The 18,147-nt window shown below is 34.7% G+C and carries 21 protein-coding genes; 5 read left to right on the top strand and 16 right to left on the bottom strand.

What is annotated here, in order from left to right; all coding sequences use genetic code 11:
* Positions 1-46: 46 nt before the first annotated feature.
* From QLS97_RS16130 to QLS97_RS16090, 9 genes are all read right to left on the bottom strand, one after another.
* Positions 47-1,465, bottom strand: a complete 1,419-nt coding sequence (locus QLS97_RS16130; RefSeq protein ID WP_282718087.1) for an SDR family oxidoreductase — start codon at positions 1,463-1,465, stop codon at positions 47-49.
* Positions 1,466-1,489: 24 nt separating this feature from the next.
* Positions 1,490-2,101 (bottom strand): GTP cyclohydrolase I FolE, encoded by a 612-nt coding sequence (folE, locus tag QLS97_RS16125; RefSeq protein ID WP_282718086.1) that lies wholly within the window; start codon positions 2,099-2,101, stop codon positions 1,490-1,492.
* A gap of 41 nt (positions 2,102-2,142) precedes the next feature.
* Positions 2,143-2,826: an SDR family NAD(P)-dependent oxidoreductase gene (locus QLS97_RS16120; RefSeq protein ID WP_282718083.1), complete on the bottom strand. Its 684-nt coding sequence runs from the start codon at positions 2,824-2,826 to the stop codon at positions 2,143-2,145.
* Between the two features lie 49 nt (positions 2,827-2,875).
* Positions 2,876-3,160: a TIGR03643 family protein gene (locus QLS97_RS16115; protein WP_428831796.1), complete on the bottom strand. Its 285-nt coding sequence runs from the start codon at positions 3,158-3,160 to the stop codon at positions 2,876-2,878.
* Positions 3,161-3,272: 112 nt separating this feature from the next.
* A complete protein-coding gene (locus tag QLS97_RS16110; RefSeq protein WP_282718082.1) occupies positions 3,273-4,682 on the bottom strand; it encodes a cryptochrome/deoxyribodipyrimidine photo-lyase family protein in 1,410 nt (469 codons plus the stop codon).
* Between the two features lie 7 nt (positions 4,683-4,689).
* Positions 4,690-5,997, bottom strand: coding sequence for a DASH family cryptochrome (locus QLS97_RS16105; RefSeq protein WP_282718080.1), 1,308 nt, complete (start codon positions 5,995-5,997; stop codon positions 4,690-4,692).
* Positions 5,973-6,107, bottom strand: coding sequence for a DUF2256 domain-containing protein (locus QLS97_RS16100; protein WP_082014130.1), 135 nt, complete (start codon positions 6,105-6,107; stop codon positions 5,973-5,975). Before QLS97_RS16100 ends, QLS97_RS16105 begins: the two co-directional genes overlap by 25 nt.
* Positions 6,107-7,414, bottom strand: a complete 1,308-nt coding sequence (locus tag QLS97_RS16095) for an ABC1 kinase family protein (RefSeq protein ID WP_282718079.1) — start codon at positions 7,412-7,414, stop codon at positions 6,107-6,109. Before QLS97_RS16095 ends, QLS97_RS16100 begins: the two co-directional genes overlap by 1 nt.
* Positions 7,414-8,073, bottom strand: coding sequence for a TetR family transcriptional regulator C-terminal domain-containing protein (locus QLS97_RS16090; RefSeq protein WP_282718078.1), 660 nt, complete (start codon positions 8,071-8,073; stop codon positions 7,414-7,416). Before QLS97_RS16090 ends, QLS97_RS16095 begins: the two co-directional genes overlap by 1 nt.
* A gap of 117 nt (positions 8,074-8,190) precedes the next feature.
* Here QLS97_RS16090 and QLS97_RS16085 point away from each other — a divergent pair, with 117 nt between their 5' ends.
* Positions 8,191-9,105 (top strand): TIGR01777 family oxidoreductase, encoded by a 915-nt coding sequence (locus QLS97_RS16085; protein WP_282718077.1) that lies wholly within the window; start codon positions 8,191-8,193, stop codon positions 9,103-9,105.
* 2 nt (positions 9,106-9,107) lie between these two features.
* On the opposite strand, the gene QLS97_RS16080 is transcribed toward QLS97_RS16085, so the two are convergent.
* The 4 genes from QLS97_RS16080 to QLS97_RS16065 all read right to left on the bottom strand — a co-directional run bounded on the left by QLS97_RS16080 (position 9,108) and on the right by QLS97_RS16065 (position 12,102).
* Positions 9,108-9,647: a YceI family protein gene (locus QLS97_RS16080; protein WP_282718076.1), complete on the bottom strand. Its 540-nt coding sequence runs from the start codon at positions 9,645-9,647 to the stop codon at positions 9,108-9,110.
* 165 nt (positions 9,648-9,812) lie between these two features.
* Positions 9,813-10,358 (bottom strand): acyl-CoA thioesterase, encoded by a 546-nt coding sequence (locus QLS97_RS16075; protein ID WP_282718075.1) that lies wholly within the window; start codon positions 10,356-10,358, stop codon positions 9,813-9,815.
* Positions 10,359-10,724, bottom strand: coding sequence for a 6-phosphogluconate dehydrogenase (locus tag QLS97_RS16070; protein WP_282718074.1), 366 nt, complete (start codon positions 10,722-10,724; stop codon positions 10,359-10,361).
* A 7-nt stretch (positions 10,725-10,731) separates the two neighbouring features.
* Positions 10,732-12,102: a DNA recombination protein RmuC gene (locus tag QLS97_RS16065; RefSeq protein ID WP_282718073.1), complete on the bottom strand. Its 1,371-nt coding sequence runs from the start codon at positions 12,100-12,102 to the stop codon at positions 10,732-10,734.
* A 136-nt stretch (positions 12,103-12,238) separates the two neighbouring features.
* On the opposite strand from QLS97_RS16065, the gene QLS97_RS16060 reads away from it, so the two are divergent.
* On the top strand, positions 12,239-12,901 hold the full coding sequence (locus tag QLS97_RS16060; RefSeq protein ID WP_282718072.1) for a Pr6Pr family membrane protein: 663 nt from the start codon (positions 12,239-12,241) through the stop codon (positions 12,899-12,901).
* A 72-nt stretch (positions 12,902-12,973) separates the two neighbouring features.
* Here QLS97_RS16060 and QLS97_RS16055 read toward each other — a convergent pair whose 3' ends face one another.
* On the bottom strand, positions 12,974-13,339 hold the full coding sequence (locus QLS97_RS16055; RefSeq protein ID WP_282718071.1) for a hypothetical protein: 366 nt from the start codon (positions 13,337-13,339) through the stop codon (positions 12,974-12,976).
* A gap of 171 nt (positions 13,340-13,510) precedes the next feature.
* Between QLS97_RS16055 and QLS97_RS16050 the strand changes: the two genes are divergently transcribed.
* The 3 genes from QLS97_RS16050 (at position 13,511) to QLS97_RS16040 (ending at position 16,300) form a co-directional block, all read left to right on the top strand.
* Positions 13,511-14,095 (top strand): pseudouridine synthase, encoded by a 585-nt coding sequence (locus QLS97_RS16050; RefSeq protein ID WP_282718070.1) that lies wholly within the window; start codon positions 13,511-13,513, stop codon positions 14,093-14,095.
* A gap of 24 nt (positions 14,096-14,119) precedes the next feature.
* Positions 14,120-14,575, top strand: a complete 456-nt coding sequence (locus QLS97_RS16045; protein WP_099716059.1) for a tRNA (cytidine(34)-2'-O)-methyltransferase — start codon at positions 14,120-14,122, stop codon at positions 14,573-14,575.
* A 114-nt stretch (positions 14,576-14,689) separates the two neighbouring features.
* Positions 14,690-16,300: a class I SAM-dependent methyltransferase gene (locus QLS97_RS16040; RefSeq protein ID WP_282718069.1), complete on the top strand. Its 1,611-nt coding sequence runs from the start codon at positions 14,690-14,692 to the stop codon at positions 16,298-16,300.
* 32 nt (positions 16,301-16,332) lie between these two features.
* Here QLS97_RS16040 and QLS97_RS16035 read toward each other — a convergent pair whose 3' ends face one another.
* Both QLS97_RS16035 and QLS97_RS16030 read right to left on the bottom strand, forming a co-directional pair.
* On the bottom strand, positions 16,333-17,115 hold the full coding sequence (locus QLS97_RS16035; RefSeq protein ID WP_282718068.1) for an ABC transporter ATP-binding protein: 783 nt from the start codon (positions 17,113-17,115) through the stop codon (positions 16,333-16,335).
* On the bottom strand, positions 17,115-18,146 hold the full coding sequence (locus QLS97_RS16030) for an iron ABC transporter permease (RefSeq protein ID WP_282718067.1): 1,032 nt from the start codon (positions 18,144-18,146) through the stop codon (positions 17,115-17,117). Before QLS97_RS16030 ends, QLS97_RS16035 begins: the two co-directional genes overlap by 1 nt.
* Between the last annotated feature and the right edge of the window lies 1 nt (position 18,147).

Genomic DNA, 18,147 nt, shown 5'->3' with positions numbered 1-18,147 from the left:
TTGTATTCTCCTTTTTCCAGCAGGTACAGAAAAGGATATTTGTTTACTATTTAATCAATTTCTTCAGCATTCCTTCGAAAATAAATCCATGAAACGGCAAAACAGAATACCAGTATAATTTTCCCCAAATTCCTTTTGGTCTGAAAGTCGCCGCTTGATATAAAGTATTTCCGATAATTTTAAATTCTAACCATGCTTCACCTGGTAATTTCATTTCGGCAAATAGAATTAATTTTCCCTCTTCTTTATTGGCATACAAAACGCGCCAAAAATCTAAGGCATCACCAGAATGTATATCATGACGATTCGTTCTTCCTCTTCGGGAACCTACGCCACCGTATAGTTTGTCTATGAAACCGCGTAAATCCCAAAGCCAATCCCCATAATACCAACCCGAATCGCCACCGATGGACCAGATTCTGCTAATGGTGAAATCCCGATCTATGATTTCCATTTTACGGCGGTCGATAAAACAATCTTTTTTCGGAACTTTCAAATATTCCGACATATTGCTGTTAAAACGCCCGCTGATTAAGGAATCTTTCCAGCTCGAAGCTACTTTGTCTTCGTCTACTTTTATCAAAGCACGGGAAAGCGCTTGTTTGTAAGTCATAGGCGTAACATTCAATAAAGCATTGATTCGGTTATCACTGCAAACTACTTCTACTTTCATACTGCTGACCAGTGCTGACGCGAGTCTATAAGATGTTGAAGTTACAAAATACAACCAATACGAAGATAATTTTGGCGTCATGATAGGAACAGTAAAAATCCATCGCTTTAGTTTTTTGGCTTCTGCAAAACCCAAAAGCATTTCTTTATACGTTAAAATATCTGGTCCGCCAATGTCAAAACTCTGATTGTAAGTAACGGGATTTAATAATGATTTGGATAAAAAATCAAGAACGTCTGGAATTGCAATCGGCTGGCATTTGGTATTCAGCCACTTTGGAGTTATCATAACAGGAAGTTTATTCACTAAATCCCGAATGATTTCGAACGAAGCACTGCCGGAACCCACAATAATTCCAGCTCTTAAAGTTGTCGTGGCAAAAGTTCCAATATTTAAAATTTCTTCTACTTTTTTTCTCGATGATAAATGTTTCGATAGTGATTTGTCATTGATGATTCCGCTCAAATAAATAACTTGTTTGGCTTTGGTTTCATTCAATCGTTGCACAAAATTCAATGCCGACAAGCTTTCTAATTCATCAAAATTAGCTGCAGTTCCTGACATGGAATGCATCAGGTAATAAGCCGCATCGATATCAGCTGGAATGGCTGCTACTGTTTCTTGTTTGAGAAAATCAACTTCAATTACTGTAACACTTTTTTGAAATTCTATTGGACAATAAAACCTGTTTTTATCCCTTACACAACAGATTATTTCGTGACCTTGTGCCACCAACAAAGGCAAAAGTCGTTTCCCGATATAACCTGTTGCGCCTGTTAAGAGAATTTTCATGGTTTTGTATTTAAATGATAAAAATTAACTCAGTTTATTAGAAACTAAACTGATAAATTCTTTTCTGGTTTTGTCCTTTTCGAAAGCACCGGTGAAAGATGATGTTGTGGTAACCGAGTTTTGTTTTTGAATGCCTCGCATTTGCATGCACATGTGTTGCGCTTCAATTACAACCGCTACTCCAAGTGGATTCAAAGCATCCTGAATACAATTTTTAATCTGGTCCGTCAATCGTTCCTGCACTTGCATTCTTCGAGCAAAAGCATCTACCACTCTTGGGATTTTACTTAAACCTACAATTTTACCATTTGGAATATAAGCCACGTGTGCTTTACCAAAAAACGGTAACATGTGGTGCTCACACATCGAATAAACTTCAATGTCTTTTACCACAATCATTTGTTGGTGGTCTTCGGTAAAGAGCGCCGATTTTAGTATTTCCAGAGGATCCAGTCCGTAACCATGAGTTAAATATTGCATCGCTTTGGCTACACGCTCCGGTGTTTTTTCTAGACCCTCTCTGTTTACATCTTCCCCTAAATTCTCAATTATTACTCTATAATTATCAGCTAACGATTCTGTTATTTCAATGTCGTATTGTTCAATTTTCTCGTAACTTTTCATTTCTTTTATCATGGTATGCTGTATTTCAGTTTTAAGTTTGGCTAATTATTTTTTTAGATTTTAAAAGTCACTATTCCGTAATCCATCTCGAATACTTGACCAGAAATCGATTTTGCATTTTCCGAAATCAGGAAGCCAGTCATACTAGCTACTTCTTCTGGTTTTAAATAGCCTTTCATCGGATGGCGTTCCACCATATTTTCTTTCATTCGATCATTTCTTAAAATACCTGCTGCAAGTGACGTTTCGGTAATCGTGGGAGCAATGGCATTGATGCGTACTACCGATGCCAATTCTGCTCCCAACGATTTCACTAATCCTTCAATTCCTGCTTTTGCAGTAGCAATACTAGCATGAAACGGCATTCCTAATTTTGCGGCTACCGTGCTAAACAAAACAATCGATGGATTACTTCCCTTTTTTAAAACAGGTAAATATTTCTGAATGGCTTTTACCGCGCCAATAATATTAATTTCAAAATCTTTCCTGAAATCATCTAAGCTGAGACTTCCTATGGGTTTCAAATTGATGGAACCTGGACAATAAATCAAGGTGTCAATAGTTTCTATTTCCGGAAGCGAATCCTGCAATACATCTACAGCAAAGTGCTTCAGGTTGGGATGTGTTATATCTGGTGCATTTCGGCTGATGTTGTACACCAAGTTTGTCTCTAATTGTTGTAGCAAAATAGCATTGCCTATTCCTTTACTACCACCAATGATTACTATGTTTTTCATTTTTTATATGTTGTTGTTTTAACAGATTACGGCTCACTAAACCCTAATTTTATCGCTTGGAAATCTTGTTATTATTAATTTGTCTTTGCATCGTACATTTAAAACGCCCTTCTCGAAAATCCCTCAATTTTTCATGTTTTGTTTTGCGCCCTTGCACTCTTTCACGCCACATTCTAAAACTCGAAGGTTTCATTTCGGTACGCATCAAGTCGATTACTTCTTGTTCTTTTAATCCAAATTGCATTAAAATCGCATCAAAAGTGGTTCGGTCTTCCCAAGCCATTTCTATGATTCGGTCTTTGTCTAAATCAGTTAGTTCTTTTTTTATAATCACGATATTTTTTTTAATTCAAATTGCTATTGAAGCATTATTATGCACCGTCCCCAATATCAGCTATAGTGTGTAACTTTAATATGCGGAAACTTTCCTCTTTTACTAATGGACTTTATTTCATTTTCCATAAAAAATCACTGGCAAATTTTCTCGTCCGTTCCATATTTACAATTGGTTTCGGATAACTGATGCCTATTTCGAAATCATTAAACTTCTGGTCTAAATAGGTCATTTTATACGGTTCATGTACAAATCCTCGTGGCAAATTGCGCAATTCCGGCACCCATTTCTTTATAAATTCACCATCAGGATCGTGTTCGTAACTGTTCTTTATTGGATTATATATACGTAACATATTGATTCCGGTTTCACCAGCCTGCATTTGCAACTGAGGAAAATGAATTCCTGGTTCAAAATCCAGAAACATTTGTGATAAATGTTGTGTAGCTTCCTGCCAAGGTTGCCATAAATTATGCGTAAAAAACGATACTAACATCGCTCGCATTCTAAAGTTCAAATAACCGGTTTCATTCAAGCAACGCATGGAAGCATCGATTAATGGAAATCCTGTTTGTCCCGTTTTCCAAGCTTCAATATAATTTTCATTGACTTTCTTTTTCAACGAATGAAACCCTTTATTGACACTTTCAAACTCCATGACTTCTTCCATTTCAAATTTTTGAATGAAATGAGCCTGCCAAGTCAGTCTGGATATAAAAGAATCAATTTGTTTTTTATGGCTGCACGTCAATCTGAACGTAGCTGCTTTTTGCAAAACTTGTCTGGAGGATAAATTTCCCCAAGCAATGTATGGAGATAATCTGCTGCAGCTTTTTCGTGCCAATAAAGGTTTCGAAATATGCGAGCTATAATTGTGATAGCGCTCCTCAAAGAAGTTTTGTAAATATTTGCTGGCCATTGTGCTGCCGCCTTTTTGAAAAACAGTATCCGGAATCGTTTCTAAATTTGTCTTTTCTAATGCTTTTTCGAGTTCTGTTATTGCTTCCGTATCGAGGAAATTTTCTGCTTTCGAATCAAAAATAAATTGCGGTTCATTCATGTATTTTTCCCACTTTGAAACCCAGTTTGTTCTGTTTCTCAACGCTCTAAAAATTCCATTATTGGTGTTTTCCACCCAATTGATTTGATTGTTTTTACAAAATCGTTTAAAGGTTTTGTCTCTTTCGTACGTGATTTTTAATCCTGTTTCCTGATGTGAATACACGGTTTCAATTTTGTATGTTTCCTCAAGTATATTGAAAACTTGAAGCACCTCTGACGATACCGCTAATACCTTTGTATTCGATTGTTCCAGTTGTTTATTTATATCTACAAGCGATTGCTTGATGAAATTCCAGTGTCTCGAGCTGTAATGCGAATCATTTTCTAAAGACTTTTCGAATACATAAAGCAACAAAGTGGGTGTATCTGATTTTGTGGCATTAAAAATCGCTTCGTTATCCTGTAAACGAAGATCCCTTTTAAACCAAACCACATTGATATGTTTCTTGTTTGTATTCATTTAATTTTTAAAATAATAATTGTTGTTGCAGCCATAATTTCTGAAATTTTGATTGTCCGTCGTAATTCTCGGCTTGCAATTTAATATTGAATTTTCGATCTCTTGGATCGTTGCCAACTCCTGAAACATACATCCAATTCCCGTAATTGCTGTGTACATCGTAATCAATAAGCATGGCTTCAAAATAAGCAGCTCCTATGCGCCAGTCTAACAGAAGATTCTTTGCAAAAAAAGAGGCTACATTCTGTCTTCCGCGATTACTCATCCAGCCTGTTTGTTGCAATTCAATCATGTTGGCATTTACAAATGGCTCTTGTGTATTACCGTTAATCCAATTGTTTATGTCTGATGGATTGGTTTTCCAATCGTATTTTTTGTCTAAAATTCCTTCAATTTTAAAAATCGAATTCCCGTTTTTAATCGAAACATATTTAAAATAATCCCTCCAAATCAGTTCGAAAATCAGCCAATACGTAGAATCATTTTTCCTGATTTGTTGCTCATATCTAACAATCTCCCAATAAATAGTTTTCGCCGAAATGGAACCGTTTGCCAACCAAGGAGAAAATTTCGAACTAAAATCAGTCCCAATTAATCCGTTGCGAGTCAATTTATAAACACTTAGTTTTTTGGTTTTCCAAAAATAATGCTCCAGTCTTTGTAGCGCTTCGTTTTCACCACCGCAAAAAGGAAATGCCGTTCTGGGATCTATTTCAAAATCACTAAATCCTAATGTTTCCATCGTAGGAATTACAGTTTTGTTTGTGGCCCAATTTTCTTTAGACAGTGGTTGAGCTACAAATTCAGGTCTGACTTTCGTTGATTTTTCACATTGATTCCTGAATTGTGTAAAAACATTTGGAATCGATGAAATGTCAAACGGAATGTTTGCAGGATGAAATAAGAACTGATTGTAAGTAGCTTTGAACAATACTGAATCTGGAACTTTAGATTTTATATTCTCTAAAACTTCCATTTCCTCACTCGTCCATTCTTTTTGGAAGTAAACAGAATTGATTTCATTATGAGCAATAATTTCCGGAATAGAATCTTCTGTTTTTTGATGATACACCAAAAGCGGAATATTTAATTTTTCCAGATTTTGTTTCAATGCTGTTACCGATTCAATTAGGAATTTAGCCCGGAATTTCTCTGTTTTCTTGAAACCAAATCTTGTTTGTTCAAAATGCCTTGGATCAAAACAATATACCGCAATTACAGTATCATTTTCATCAATAGCATTTGTCAAAGATTCATTATCATTGACTCTCAAATCATTTCTAAACCAAACTAACCCTTTTTGTTTCTTTTGCATTTTTCACTACAATATTTGACTTCGTCCCAAACCTTTTCCCATTTTTTCCGCCAGCTAAAAGGTCGGTTACAAACCAAACACATTTTTGAAGGCAGATTTTCCTTTTTCACTAGTTGTATTTTCGATATTCATTGACAACAATTGTCGCTTTCAAATCAAACATCAAGTTGTATAATCCAAAAAAGGTTCTGTTCATATAAATGAAATGTTTGGAACCTCTATTCCCGTTCATTTTTCTAAGATTAGTGTCTTTTGAGAATCGTTCGCCCAATTGTGCGATGCTTTCAAAAAATGCTGCGTCCGAGAAATCAAAAGTTTCGGTTTGAAAAGGTTTAGTGAAAAGTGATAATAAATCGTAAAACATTTGAGTAAAATATTCTACTTCCTCTTTGGAGTCATCCACTCTAAGGATTTCTAATTCGAATAATTTTTTGCTAAAAAGTTTCTTGTTATCAATAACTTCTTTGTTTATTAATTCGAAATAAGGAATATAGAAGTCATTAGGGATTTGTTTCATACAACCAAAATCCAGTGCTACTAATTGATTTTCATCGTTTACCAAGAAATTTCCCGGATGTGGATCAGCATGTACTTTTTTCAGTATATGAATCTGATACATATAGAAATCCCACAATGCCTGACCAATTTTGTCCGCTATTTCCTGATTGTCATTTTTATTAGTGAATTCCGAAAGATGAATTCCCGTCATCCAATCCATCGTGATAATCTTCTCTGATGAAAATTTTGGATAGTAATTTGGGAAAACTAAATTTTTGATCTTTTTGCAGGCTTCAACAACTTCTTGGCTTTGTTTTAATTCCAATAAATAATTGGTTTCTTCAATCAATTTGTCTTCGACTTCTTTGAAATACTTGTCAGAATCTTTTCCTTGAAGGTTAAACATTCTAATAGCGATTGGTTTTACCAAGGCTAAATCAGATGAAATACTATTGGCTACTCCTGGATATTGAATTTTTACCGCCAGTTTTTTACCATTTTTTACAGCAACATGAACTTGCCCGATACTTGCGGCATTTACGGAATTCGCATTGAATTCGTCAAAAATTTCATAAGGTGTTTTTCCAAAATTTGCCTTGAACGTTTTCAATACTAATGGAGCCGAAAGTGGCGGAACGGAAAATTGGGAAAGCGAAAATTTTTCAACGTAAGCCTGTGGCAAAAAGCTTTTGTCCATGCTTAGCATTTGCGCTACTTTGAGCGCGCTTCCTTTCAAACTTTTCAGTCCGTCATAGATGTCTTCTGCGTTATCTTCATTGAGTTTATCACGAGTCAAATCAGAATTGACCATTTTTTCTCCATAATATTTCAGGTAGTTTACACCAACTTTTGCACCCGTTTGCACCAGTTTTGTAGCTCTTTCAATTTTTGAAGTAGGAATGTAGTCTATTGTTTTCATTACTTGTTGTGTATTTTTTCTTTGAAAATAAATTTTCCAAAGTCTATTAAGCTATCCAGAGGTGCAATATTCATTAATTCAAAAGAAGCTTTTACAGACTTCTCAATATAGATGTCTGTTTTTTCAAAAGCTGGAGAAGAATCATCCAACCAAAATTTTAGTGTCAATAAAAGTTGAATCCAAGACGTTTCCTGAAATACTTTCTCTTGAAATTTTTGAATTTTTTCTTGTTGCGTTCTAAATTCGTCTGAGATTATTTCGATAAGATAATTTTTAAAACTGATTCTAAGTTCAGAAAGTTGCATCAGTTTTTTTAATTGATTGTTGTGTTCTTTTAAAACGAGCACTACATAACTTCTGTTCGCTGTTAGAATTTCAAAAAAAGTAAAATAGAAACTTAGCATTTTACTTTTCATATCATACGCCTCATATTCCTTGTTTTTGTTTAGTAATTCTACCGTTTTTTCGAGAAACATTTTAAAAATTTCTTTCTCGATACTTTCTATAGTTCCAAAAAACGCATAGAATTCAGCTTCCGTAAAATCATTTATTTTTGCAAAATGATATACTGATTTCGGTTTTTCACTATGATCGAGTACATAATTCATGTACAATGAAACGATTTTGTCCTTTGTTAGTATTGTTTTTTTAGCAGCCATTTTTTGTAAATTTCAAATTAAAGTATAAAGGTATGAAATGTTTAACTATATATTAATAAAGTTAAACAAAATTTAATATAATTTTATGTCATTATAAATCATTAGCTTTACACTATCATGAAAAAAAATGTTTTAATAAGCGGAGGTTCTGGATTTATCGGTAGCCATTTAACAGGTTTATTGATTGCAAAAGGCTATTCAGTATCTATCCTGAGTAGAAGTGAAAAACAAAATAAAGGAGACATTTTCTATTACAAATGGGATGTCGCAAATCAGACTATAGATGAAAATGCAGTTTTAAATGCAGATTATATCATTCATTTAGCTGGTGAAAATATTGCGGAGAAAAGATGGACGGCTAAACGTAAAGCTGCGATTATCGATAGTCGGGAAAAATCTACTCAATTGTTGTATTCTGTTTTAAAAAAGAACAATAAAAAATTGGACGCTTTTATTTCAGCTTCAGCTGTAGGGATTTATGGTGCCGTAAATGGCGAAGAAATTTGTTCAGAAAATACACCTTATGCAAATGATTTTCTGGGATATACGTGTCAGAAATGGGAAGGTGCTTTGGATTTTATTGAAAACCTAAACATTCGAACCGTAAAAATCCGTACTGGATTAGTATTAGGAAAAAATGATGGTTTTTTGAAAAAACTTATTCCGTTATTTAAGTTTCGATTGGGTTCTGCATTGGGTTCCGGAAAGCAATACATGCCATGGATTCATGTAGATGATTTGTGCAACATCTATCTTCAAGCGGTTTCAAATCCCAATATGGAAGGACCTTACAACGCAGCTATTAGTGATAATACGACTAACACTATTTTTTCTAAAACATTAGCACGTATTTTGGGATATTCTATTTGGTTGCCTAATGTTCCTGCTTTTGTATTAAAATTAGTTATGGGTGAAATGGCTGTAATTGTACTTACCGGAAGAAGAGTGTCATCTGATAAAATCGAACAAACCGGTTTTCAATTTCAATTTAAAAATCTGGAAGAGGCATTAAGGAATTGTTTAACAAAATAGAATTATTGTAAGACACAAATGAGTTGTGTGTTTACGTTTTTGGATATTTTGCTGCGCACTATAAAAGGTATGTCAATTTTAAAATCATCCGTGTTTAAAGGAAATACAGTATGGAGTTCAATTCCTTTACCCACTTTTTTAAGTGTTCCATTAATCACTATTTTTTTAGTTCGCCCGCGTATGGTTATTTTACCTGTGATTTGATATTGATTGGATTCTGAATTAAGGTTTTTCAGATCAAATTTCTCAATTTTACCTTTAAAAACAGCTCTGGGAAAACGGTTGCTTTCCATATAATTTTCATTGAAATGCTCTTGCATCAAATCTCTTTTGAATTTAAAATCTTTGATGTTCATCCAACAAGCAATCTGCCCCGTTTTAGTTATCAAAATACAGGTTGTTTTTTCATTGCTTGCTTTCACTTCTTCAAATAAAGGAATTGAAGCCTCAAAATGTATGATTCCTCCATAAGTCACCATTTTATCTTGAGCAATAGATTTAATTGCAACAATGAGTAGTACTATTAGAGTAATTTTTTTCATAGTGGTTTATGAATTAAATTACTTAAAGTTACGAAATAAACGAATAAAATGAAAGTATTGAGCCTTTGAAAAATCACTGCATCAGTTAATTTTTCAAGGATTTTTTAATCAGAAATTAAAGTATAATATTAGTAAAAAACAGCTTTACTAATGAGATAGTTGTAGTTACAGTTCTAACTTTATGTTGTATTTTTTTAAGCTTTCTAATGATTCTTTAGAGGTATAATCAAACTTTTCTTCGTGCATGTCTTTTTCCTTTTTTAAGGCGATTTGTTTGATGCAATTGCAAAAACGACGTACTTCATTGAGATTGGATAAAATTAATCCGGGAACAAGCATGCTTTTGCCTTCTTTGTCTTTGGCAACCATCGTAAAATAAGACGAATTACAATGTTTAATTTTTCCTGTTTGAATATTTTCAGCTTCAACCCGAATGCCAATAATCATGGAACTGTTACCTACATAATTGACACTGGCTTTCATCGTTACCAGTTCACCAACTTCGATTGGTTTAAGGAAATTTACCGTGTCCACTGATGCGGTTACACAATAATTCCCTGAAAATTTTGAAGCACAGGCAAAAGCAATCTGATCTAATAAAGATAAAATATAACCACCATGAATCTTACCGCTAAAATTTGTGTGAGACGGCAACATCAATTCTGAAATTCGAATATTTGAGGATGTAACGGTTTTAAAAGTACGGTTCATTTATTTTATTTTAAAAGGAGAATTCACCATTTTTACGTCTGTGATAAAGTAGCGTGTATCGCCCCACCAAGGAAATGTTCTGTAGCGTTCCACATAAGTTACCTGAACATATTTACCTTCCATATCTTTCAAATCAGTAATCACTTTTTCCTGATTGTCCATCACCGAAAAAGAGAAAATCTGTGCTCCGGAAATTCCTTGACTTATTTCACCTTCCCAAGTTTTGAATGCAACTCCTTTTCGGCTCACTTTTATTAATTCGCCTGAACGTACTCCTTCGCTGTAAGTGGCATTGTATAAAAAAGCGAAATAACCGGCAGCTGATACTACAAGTATTAATGCAATAACCATTAAAAATTTTCTCATTTTTTGTTTAGTTTAAAAGTTGATTTTCATCTTTTTCTGCTCGATTTAATATGCTTTCCGGAAGTGCTTTCTTGGCTTTAGCTCCCATTTTTTTCAATCTCTCTACACTCACGATTAAGTTTCCTTTTCCTTCTACCAGTTTATTCATGGCGCCGCTGTATTCAATTTTGCTTTCGTCTATCTTCTTTCCAATTTTGATTAAATCACCTACAAAACCTTCAAATTTGTCATACAATGCACCGGCTTGTCGTGCAATTTCAAGTGCGTTTTCCTGTTGCTTTTGGTTGGTCCACATGCTGTCAATAGTTCGCAAAGTAGCTAATAAAGTAGCAGGTGTAACAATGACAATGTTTTTCTCGAATGCTCTGTTGTACAAACTCGTATCTTCATTTAGTGCCATTGCAAAAGCAGGTTCAATTGGAATAAATAGCAATACAAAATCAGGGCTTTCTATTTGATATAAATCTTGGTAATTTTTATTGCCTAATTGCTCTACGTGACGTTTGATAGAGTTAACGTGTTCTTTTAAAAATCCAACTTTTACATCGTCATCTTCCTCATTGAAGTATTTTTCATAAGCGGTCAAAGAAACTTTAGAATCGACAATCATCTTTTTGCCGTCAGGCAGATTGATCACTACGTCCGGAAAAACGCGATTGCCATCTTCGGTAGTGAACGCTTGTTGCACTTCATATTCACGGCCTTTCTCTAATCCTGATTTTTCAAGAACGCGTTCCAAAACCAATTCGCCCCAATTTCCCTGCATTTTACTGTCACCCTTCAAAGCTTTCGTCAGGTTGAGAGTTTCTTTACTCATTTGGATATTCATTTCGCGTAAGCCTAGAATCTGTTGGCGCAAAGCCGCATGGTAATCAATGCTTTCTTTGTGGGTGTCTTCGACTTTCTTTTCGAACAAATGAATTTTATCCTGCAAAGGCGTCAAGATATTTTTCATGTTTTCCTTGTTCTGCTCGGTGAATTTATTGGACTTTTCTTCTAATATTTTGTTGGCGAGATTCTCAAATTCCTTGGTGAATTTTTCTTGCAGTTTCTCGACTTCTTCTTTTTGCTCTTTGTTGCGTTCCCAAAGATTCTCAAAATCAACTTCTTTCTTAGACAGTTGAATGGCTAAACTGTCTTTTTCGCTTCGGATGCTTTCTTTTTCAGCATTGGCGTTTTCTAATTGTTTATCAAAAGTTGTTTTATCAACAATAATCTGCTCTTTCAGTTGATTAAATTGGGAGGAAAATGCAATTAATTTTTCTTCTAAACTAATTTTTTCCGATTGGAATCGGGCGGAGAAAATGAGTTTACCAATGAAAATACCAATAGCGAGAGCAACGATGAAAATCAATAAAAACGGAAGCATATTTGACATAGAATTTCTTTTTGTAAGTTTGTAAAAATAAACAAAAGTTTCCTTCTTTCCTTTCGGAAATCAAAATAGTATCTCAAGTTTTAGCATTCATGCATTTGTAAATAGAGTTGTCAATTAATTTTATATTTTAAAAAATATGCAGGATAAATCCTTAAAATTGAATTCTGGTTTTTTTGCAATTATAGCGATTGTCAGTTGGTTTGCTGTTGTATTGCAATTGTATCTCATAATTTTGAATCGTGTGGTTTCGCTTCCGGAAACGATCGTTCGGTTTTTTAGTTTTTTCACCATTCAAACGAATATTTTGGTGGCAGTTTGTTTTGCTTTTCTTTGGCTGAAGCCAAAATCCAAATGGGGTTTGTTTTTTTTGAAACCTAAAAACACAACCGCAATTACGTTATACATCACCATTGTAGGACTGGTTTATAATGTGATTTTGCGATTTTTATGGGCTCCAACGGGGCTGCAAAAAGTAGTGGATGAGTTGTTGCATTCGGTAATTCCAATATTAGTTTTACTATATTGGATTTTGTTTGTATCAAAAAAAGAATTGGAATTCAAAAACATTTTTCCGTGGTTGATTTTTCCTTTGGGGTATTTGATTTACACGTTAATTCGAGGGGCTTTTTTTAATTTTTACCCGTATCCGTTTGTCGATGTGAATGTTTTGGGCTACAGTGCAGTATTGCTTAACAGTTTTTTTATGTTGTTGGCTTTTCTTTTTTTTGGAACTTTATTGATTGGTATTGGGAAAATGAAACGAGTAAATTCAGAATCAAACGTTTCTACTGATAGTTAAATTTTTTTAATTACGCCATAAAAAAAAGCCGGATTTCATAGCTGAAATCTGGCTTTTTTTAAAGAGAACTCACTATTCATCCAGTTTTATATTTCCCCTGTCTTCCTTATTATCCGGATGCTCATTAGGATATCGGTTTGGAATGATGTCCGAGTTATGATCTTTATTTTCTACCATTTTTTTAGCTTGTTCTTCAGAAACATTCGCAGTATCAGAACTTAAATTTTTTGGAGTGTTATCTTCATTTTGTTCTAAAGTTCCATCAATATTCCGTGCTCTTTGAACAATTTTTTGATGTCCATGATTGTCTGTTTCTACCTCTGATTTCAAATGCGATACTTCAGGATTCGTATTTTGGGCTAGATTCTGACCGCTAAATCCTTCGTTTATATTTTGCTTATTATTTGTTTTTTTTGAACCTAAATCGTTGCTTTCCATACTCTTTAATTTTAAAGCTAATACTGTTAGCTTCTATAAGATTACGCCTTTTAAACGAAGGAATTCAATCATTTAACATAGCTTTTGGTTTACACCAATAAATGTATGGCGACACTATTTTAAATCCAGAGAAAACAAAACTATCTTTGTACGCACAACTAATACACTAAAATGTCTCATTCTCATTTCATCATTCATAAGCCTTACGGGTATCTGAGTCAGTTTATTTACGAATTAAAAAGAAAAAAGAAACTGCTGGGCGAATTGTACGATTTCCCAAAAGGAACAATGGCAATAGGGCGTCTTGACGAAGATTCCGAAGGATTGTTGCTGTTGACCACAGACGGGATGATGAGCGAAATCATTCGAAGCAAAAAAGTCGACAAGGAATATTATGTCCAAGTCGATGGCATTATCAATCAGGAAGCCATTGAGCAATTGCAAAAAGGAGTCGAAATAGGTTTCAATGGCACAAAATACATCACGAAACGGTGTAAAGCATTTTTGATAAACGAGATTCCCGCTTTTGGCGCAAGAGGAAAAAAGATACGAGATGAACGTCACGGTCCCACTTCTTGGGCTTCGATAACGGTAAATGAAGGGAAGTTTCGCCAAGTCCGAAAAATGACTGCCGCTGTTGGTTTTCCTACGTTACGATTGGTTCGTGTTCGAATAGGAAACGTACATCTCAATGATTTACAGGCAGGAGAAGTTTTGGAAGTGTCTGATTTTGCAGTCGATTCGAATGAAAAATAACAATAAAAAATAACAATAATTACAATGTTAAACATCGTTTTAGTAGAACCTGAAATCCCTAATAATACCGGAAATATAGGCCGATTGTGCGTAGGCACCGAAAGCCGTTTGCACTTAATTCATCCTTTTGGATTTGTCATTAATGATAAAAACCTAAAACGTTCCGGTTTGGATTATTGGGTGCATCTTGATGTTACCGAATATCAAAATGTAGCCGAATGGAAAGCACAAATTCCTGATTTATCAAGAGTTTTCCTGATGAGTTCCCATGCCAAAAAATCATATCTGGAGACTGATTTTCAGGATGGAGACTGGTTGGTTTTTGGAAAAGAAAGTAAGGGTTTGAGTGAAGCTGTTTTAAACGAATTCCCCAACCATCTGACAATTCCTATGTCATCGTTAATCAGAAGTTTTAATATAGCAAATTCTGTTGCGTTTGTCATTGGTGAAGCAAAAAGACAAATAGCTAGTAGACTGTGATTTGTAAATTAAAAGTTGTAAAAAAGTAAGGCTATTTTGTGGTTGAAATTTCATATATTTGAATAGGTCATTCTGGATCTAATTGTGTTTTTTCTCCCTTAAAACGTACTTTTTATGATTGATAAAATTACTCTTAGAAGCACCATTTTCAAACATTTAGACGGTTTGGTTACCGCTCCCGTTGCGCATGTTTTGTATGAAAAAGGGGTACTGTCCTATATTCTTGACAAAAAAGAAGTCACGCTTTCGGAACTTTCGGAACACTTTAAAGCCAATGAAGGCTATCTCAATGTGGGTTTGCGTGTTTTGTGTTCGCAGGGATTTCTGAATTATCACATCAATACTTCCACAGACCAAATTACGTTTGCCATAAACGAAAAAAGCGCGATTGCTTTTCCTATGTTCTATTTGTATGAAGACGTGCTTGATTTACTGCATTTCACGATGCAATTTCGCACGCGATTATTAGACGATATTCCATTCGTTCGATTGGGTTTAATTTTCGATTTGTATAAAAAAAATTATGGAATTTCATTTTCGAATGATGCGCTGACCAATGAAATTCAGCATCAGATTCTAACGCATATTGAAGGTTGTTTGGTTGGACCAATATTAGTGCGATTGGGTATGAGCGGTATGTTTCATAAGTATTTTATGGAGATTTCCTTCCGTCCTGAAGAGTTTCATAAATCTCCAGAAAATTTCAAAATTATATTAGATTTCTTTGCAGATTTAGGTTGGTTTACCCAAAAAAAAGGCAATTACCAGTTTACGGAAAAGGGGTTGTTTTTTGCTAAAAGGGCTTCTGCTTATGGAGTTACGGTTTCCTATTTGCCAACTTTCAGTAAAATGGAGGATTTGATTTTTGGTAATCCAAATATTCTACGAACGGTGGCTGAAGGCGAAGATGAAATTCATGTGGACCGAGAAATGAATGTTTGGGGAAGCGGAGGTGCGCACGATACTTATTTTAAAGTAGTAGATGAGATTATCATCAAATTATTCAATTTACCAATAGAAGATCAGCCGAAAGGAATTCTCGATATGGGTTGTGGCAATGGAGCATTTATTGAACATATTTATAATGTAATTGAAAGACAAACCCTTCGCGGAAAAATGCTGGATGATTATCCTTTATTCCTTGTGGGTGCCGATTATAATCAAGCAGCGTTGAAAGTAACCCGAGCCAATTTAATCAAAGCCGATATTTGGGCCAAAGTAATTTGGGGCGATATTGGTCAACCCGATTTGTTAGCCAATGATTTATTGGAAAATTACAACATTGATTTGAAAGATTTATTGAATGTAAGAACCTTCTTGGATCATAACCGAATTTGGGAAATGCCTAAACACGTTACTAAAGGCAGAGTAAGTCATTCAACCGGAGCATTTGCGCATAGAGGAGAGCGAATCAGTAATGGTCTTGTCGAAGATAATCTATTGGAACATTTGAATAAATGGTCGCCGTACGTTCGGAAATTCGGATTGCTAATGATTGAATTGCATACGATTGCTCCAAATTTGACTGCTGCTAATTTAGGGAAAACGGCTGCTACGGCTTATGATGCCACGCATGGTTTTTCGGATCAATACATAGTTGAAATTCCCGTTTTGCACAAAATAGCTGCTGAAGCGGGATTGTATCCGGATGCTAATTTCTTTAGCAGATTCCCAGACTCAAATCTTGCAACAGTGAGTATAAATTTATTGAAAGGAAATGGTTAGTACATTTTGGACTGAATAGTAAAATGTTGGAACTAAACAATCATGAATTTTCCTTTTTCAGCATCAAAAACAATATGTTCATCTTTGAATAAGGTGTTAAAACTTCCTTTTGCAATAAAATTACAAGGCTCGTCTTGAAGCACTGTTTCCGGTGTCATAATAATCATTTCGTCACTCAATTGTATCGCCATATCAATATCATGAGTAGAAAATAAAATGCATTTTCCAGTTTCATGAGTAAGCTTTTTCAAAAGTTTGAATAAAGCCACCTTATGTAATAAATCCAAATGGGTAGTGGGTTCATCCAAAATTATTAACGGAGTATCTTGTGCCAAAGCTCGTGCAATCAATACTTTTTGTAATTGTCCGTCACTAATCTCATAATGTTTTTTTGTGGCTAAATGACTGATTTGTGTCAATGCCATGGCTTCATTAACTTTAACAATATCAATATCAGATAAAGTTCCCATCCAATTGGTGTAGGGCTGTCTTCCTAAAGCAATGAGTTCAAAAACGGTTAAATTACTGGGAGGTAATTTTTCGGTTAAAACAATACTTAGGTTTTGCGCTAAATCCAAAGGTTCATAATCAGTGATTTTATTTTCATTCAAGAAAACAGCACCGGAAAGCGGTTTCTGGATTCCAGTTATCGTTTTTAAAAGTGTCGATTTTCCAATGCCATTCGCACCAATTAAAGCAATCAGTTTTCCTTTTTTTAAAGCAATAGAAATATCCGAAGCCACAACGATTTTCTCTTTTTTATGAGAATAACCAATGCTAATTTTAGACGCTTGTAAGATGATTTTGTTTTCCATTAGGCAATCATTTTTCGTTTACTAACCAATAGCCAAATCACAACTGGAGCTCCAATTATAGAAGTTACAGCATTGATTGGCAAAGTAATCTCCAATCCGGGCAATTCTGAAATTACATCACAAATAAGCATAATTGAAGCGCCTAAAAGTAAGGTACTCCAATACAAAACCGAATGGTTACTGGTTTGAAACACTAACTTTGCTATATGAGGAACCGCTAGTCCTACAAAGGCAATTGGACCTGCATAGGCCGTGATGCTTCCTGCTAAAATGCTTGTTGCAAAAATAATAATCAATCGTGTTTTTTTGAAATTCAAACCTAAACTGCGTGCGTAATTTTCACCCAATAATAGTGCATTAAGTGGCTTGATGCTAAATAGACTTAATAATAAGCCAATTGCCACACAAATTGTCAGAATTAATATAGAAGACCAAGACAAATTGCCTAAGTTTCCCATAGACCAAAACGTGAATTTCTGCAATTGTTCAGCGGAACTAAAATACGTAAGAACGCCTACTATTGCGCTGGTAAAACTACCAAACATTAGCCCTACAATTAAGATGGCCATCGTATCGCGAAGCCTTTGGGAAACCATCAAAACAGCGAGTAATACAACTGAACTTCCTATAGTTGAAGCTAAAACCACTCCGTAAGAGGAAAGTAAAATGGTACTTAAAAAAGGTGGAAGTAAGCTCGCTCCTAATAGTACAAAAGCAACGCCTAAACTGGCACCGGAACTCAGCCCTAAAACATAAGGTCCTGCCAGTGGATTTCGAAACAGAGTTTGCATCAGCAATCCACTTATAGATAATCCCATTCCAACAAGAATTGCAGTAATGGCTTTTGGTAAACGATAATTGATGATGATATATTCCCAAGTAGACTTACTCGCTTGACCACCAGTTAAACTAGTATAAATTTCTTTAAAAGGAATCGTTATGGAACCAAAACTAATGTTTACAAAAAACAATAGAACAAGCCCCAAAGTAAGCAAGAAAAATAGAATCGTATTTCGTTTTTGATTCGCCAAT

Source organism: Flavobacterium yafengii (assembly GCF_030010375.1).
Taxonomy (GTDB): Bacteria; Bacteroidota; Bacteroidia; order Flavobacteriales; family Flavobacteriaceae; genus Flavobacterium; species Flavobacterium yafengii.
The sequence above is the reverse complement of the archived record's forward strand: the minus strand, read 5'-3'. Positions and strand labels throughout refer to the sequence as shown.

Bases quoted from the DNA above. Each gene is read 5' to 3' on its own strand.
- QLS97_RS16130 (WP_282718087.1), bottom strand. From the start codon at position 1,465: ATGAAAATTCTCTTAACAGGCGCAACAGGTTATATCGGGAAACGACTT.
- folE (WP_282718086.1), bottom strand. From the start codon at position 2,101: ATGATAAAAGAAATGAAAAGTTACGAGAAAATTGAACAATACGACATT.
- QLS97_RS16120 (WP_282718083.1), bottom strand. From the start codon at position 2,826: ATGAAAAACATAGTAATCATTGGTGGTAGTAAAGGAATAGGCAATGCT.
- QLS97_RS16110 (WP_282718082.1), bottom strand. From the start codon at position 4,682: ATGAATACAAACAAGAAACATATCAATGTGGTTTGGTTTAAAAGGGAT.
- QLS97_RS16105 (WP_282718080.1), bottom strand. From the start codon at position 5,997: ATGCAAAAGAAACAAAAAGGGTTAGTTTGGTTTAGAAATGATTTGAGA.
- QLS97_RS16095 (WP_282718079.1), bottom strand. From the start codon at position 7,414: ATGAAAACAATAGACTACATTCCTACTTCAAAAATTGAAAGAGCTACA.
- QLS97_RS16090 (WP_282718078.1), bottom strand. From the start codon at position 8,073: ATGGCTGCTAAAAAAACAATACTAACAAAGGACAAAATCGTTTCATTG.
- QLS97_RS16085 (WP_282718077.1), top strand. From the start codon at position 8,191: ATGAAAAAAAATGTTTTAATAAGCGGAGGTTCTGGATTTATCGGTAGC.
- QLS97_RS16080 (WP_282718076.1), bottom strand. From the start codon at position 9,647: ATGAAAAAAATTACTCTAATAGTACTACTCATTGTTGCAATTAAATCT.
- QLS97_RS16075 (WP_282718075.1), bottom strand. From the start codon at position 10,358: ATGAACCGTACTTTTAAAACCGTTACATCCTCAAATATTCGAATTTCA.
- QLS97_RS16070 (WP_282718074.1), bottom strand. From the start codon at position 10,724: ATGAGAAAATTTTTAATGGTTATTGCATTAATACTTGTAGTATCAGCT.
- QLS97_RS16065 (WP_282718073.1), bottom strand. From the start codon at position 12,102: ATGTCAAATATGCTTCCGTTTTTATTGATTTTCATCGTTGCTCTCGCT.
- QLS97_RS16060 (WP_282718072.1), top strand. From the start codon at position 12,239: ATGCAGGATAAATCCTTAAAATTGAATTCTGGTTTTTTTGCAATTATA.
- QLS97_RS16055 (WP_282718071.1), bottom strand. From the start codon at position 13,339: ATGGAAAGCAACGATTTAGGTTCAAAAAAAACAAATAATAAGCAAAAT.
- QLS97_RS16050 (WP_282718070.1), top strand. From the start codon at position 13,511: ATGTCTCATTCTCATTTCATCATTCATAAGCCTTACGGGTATCTGAGT.
- QLS97_RS16045 (WP_099716059.1), top strand. From the start codon at position 14,120: ATGTTAAACATCGTTTTAGTAGAACCTGAAATCCCTAATAATACCGGA.
- QLS97_RS16040 (WP_282718069.1), top strand. From the start codon at position 14,690: ATGATTGATAAAATTACTCTTAGAAGCACCATTTTCAAACATTTAGAC.
- QLS97_RS16035 (WP_282718068.1), bottom strand. From the start codon at position 17,115: ATGGAAAACAAAATCATCTTACAAGCGTCTAAAATTAGCATTGGTTAT.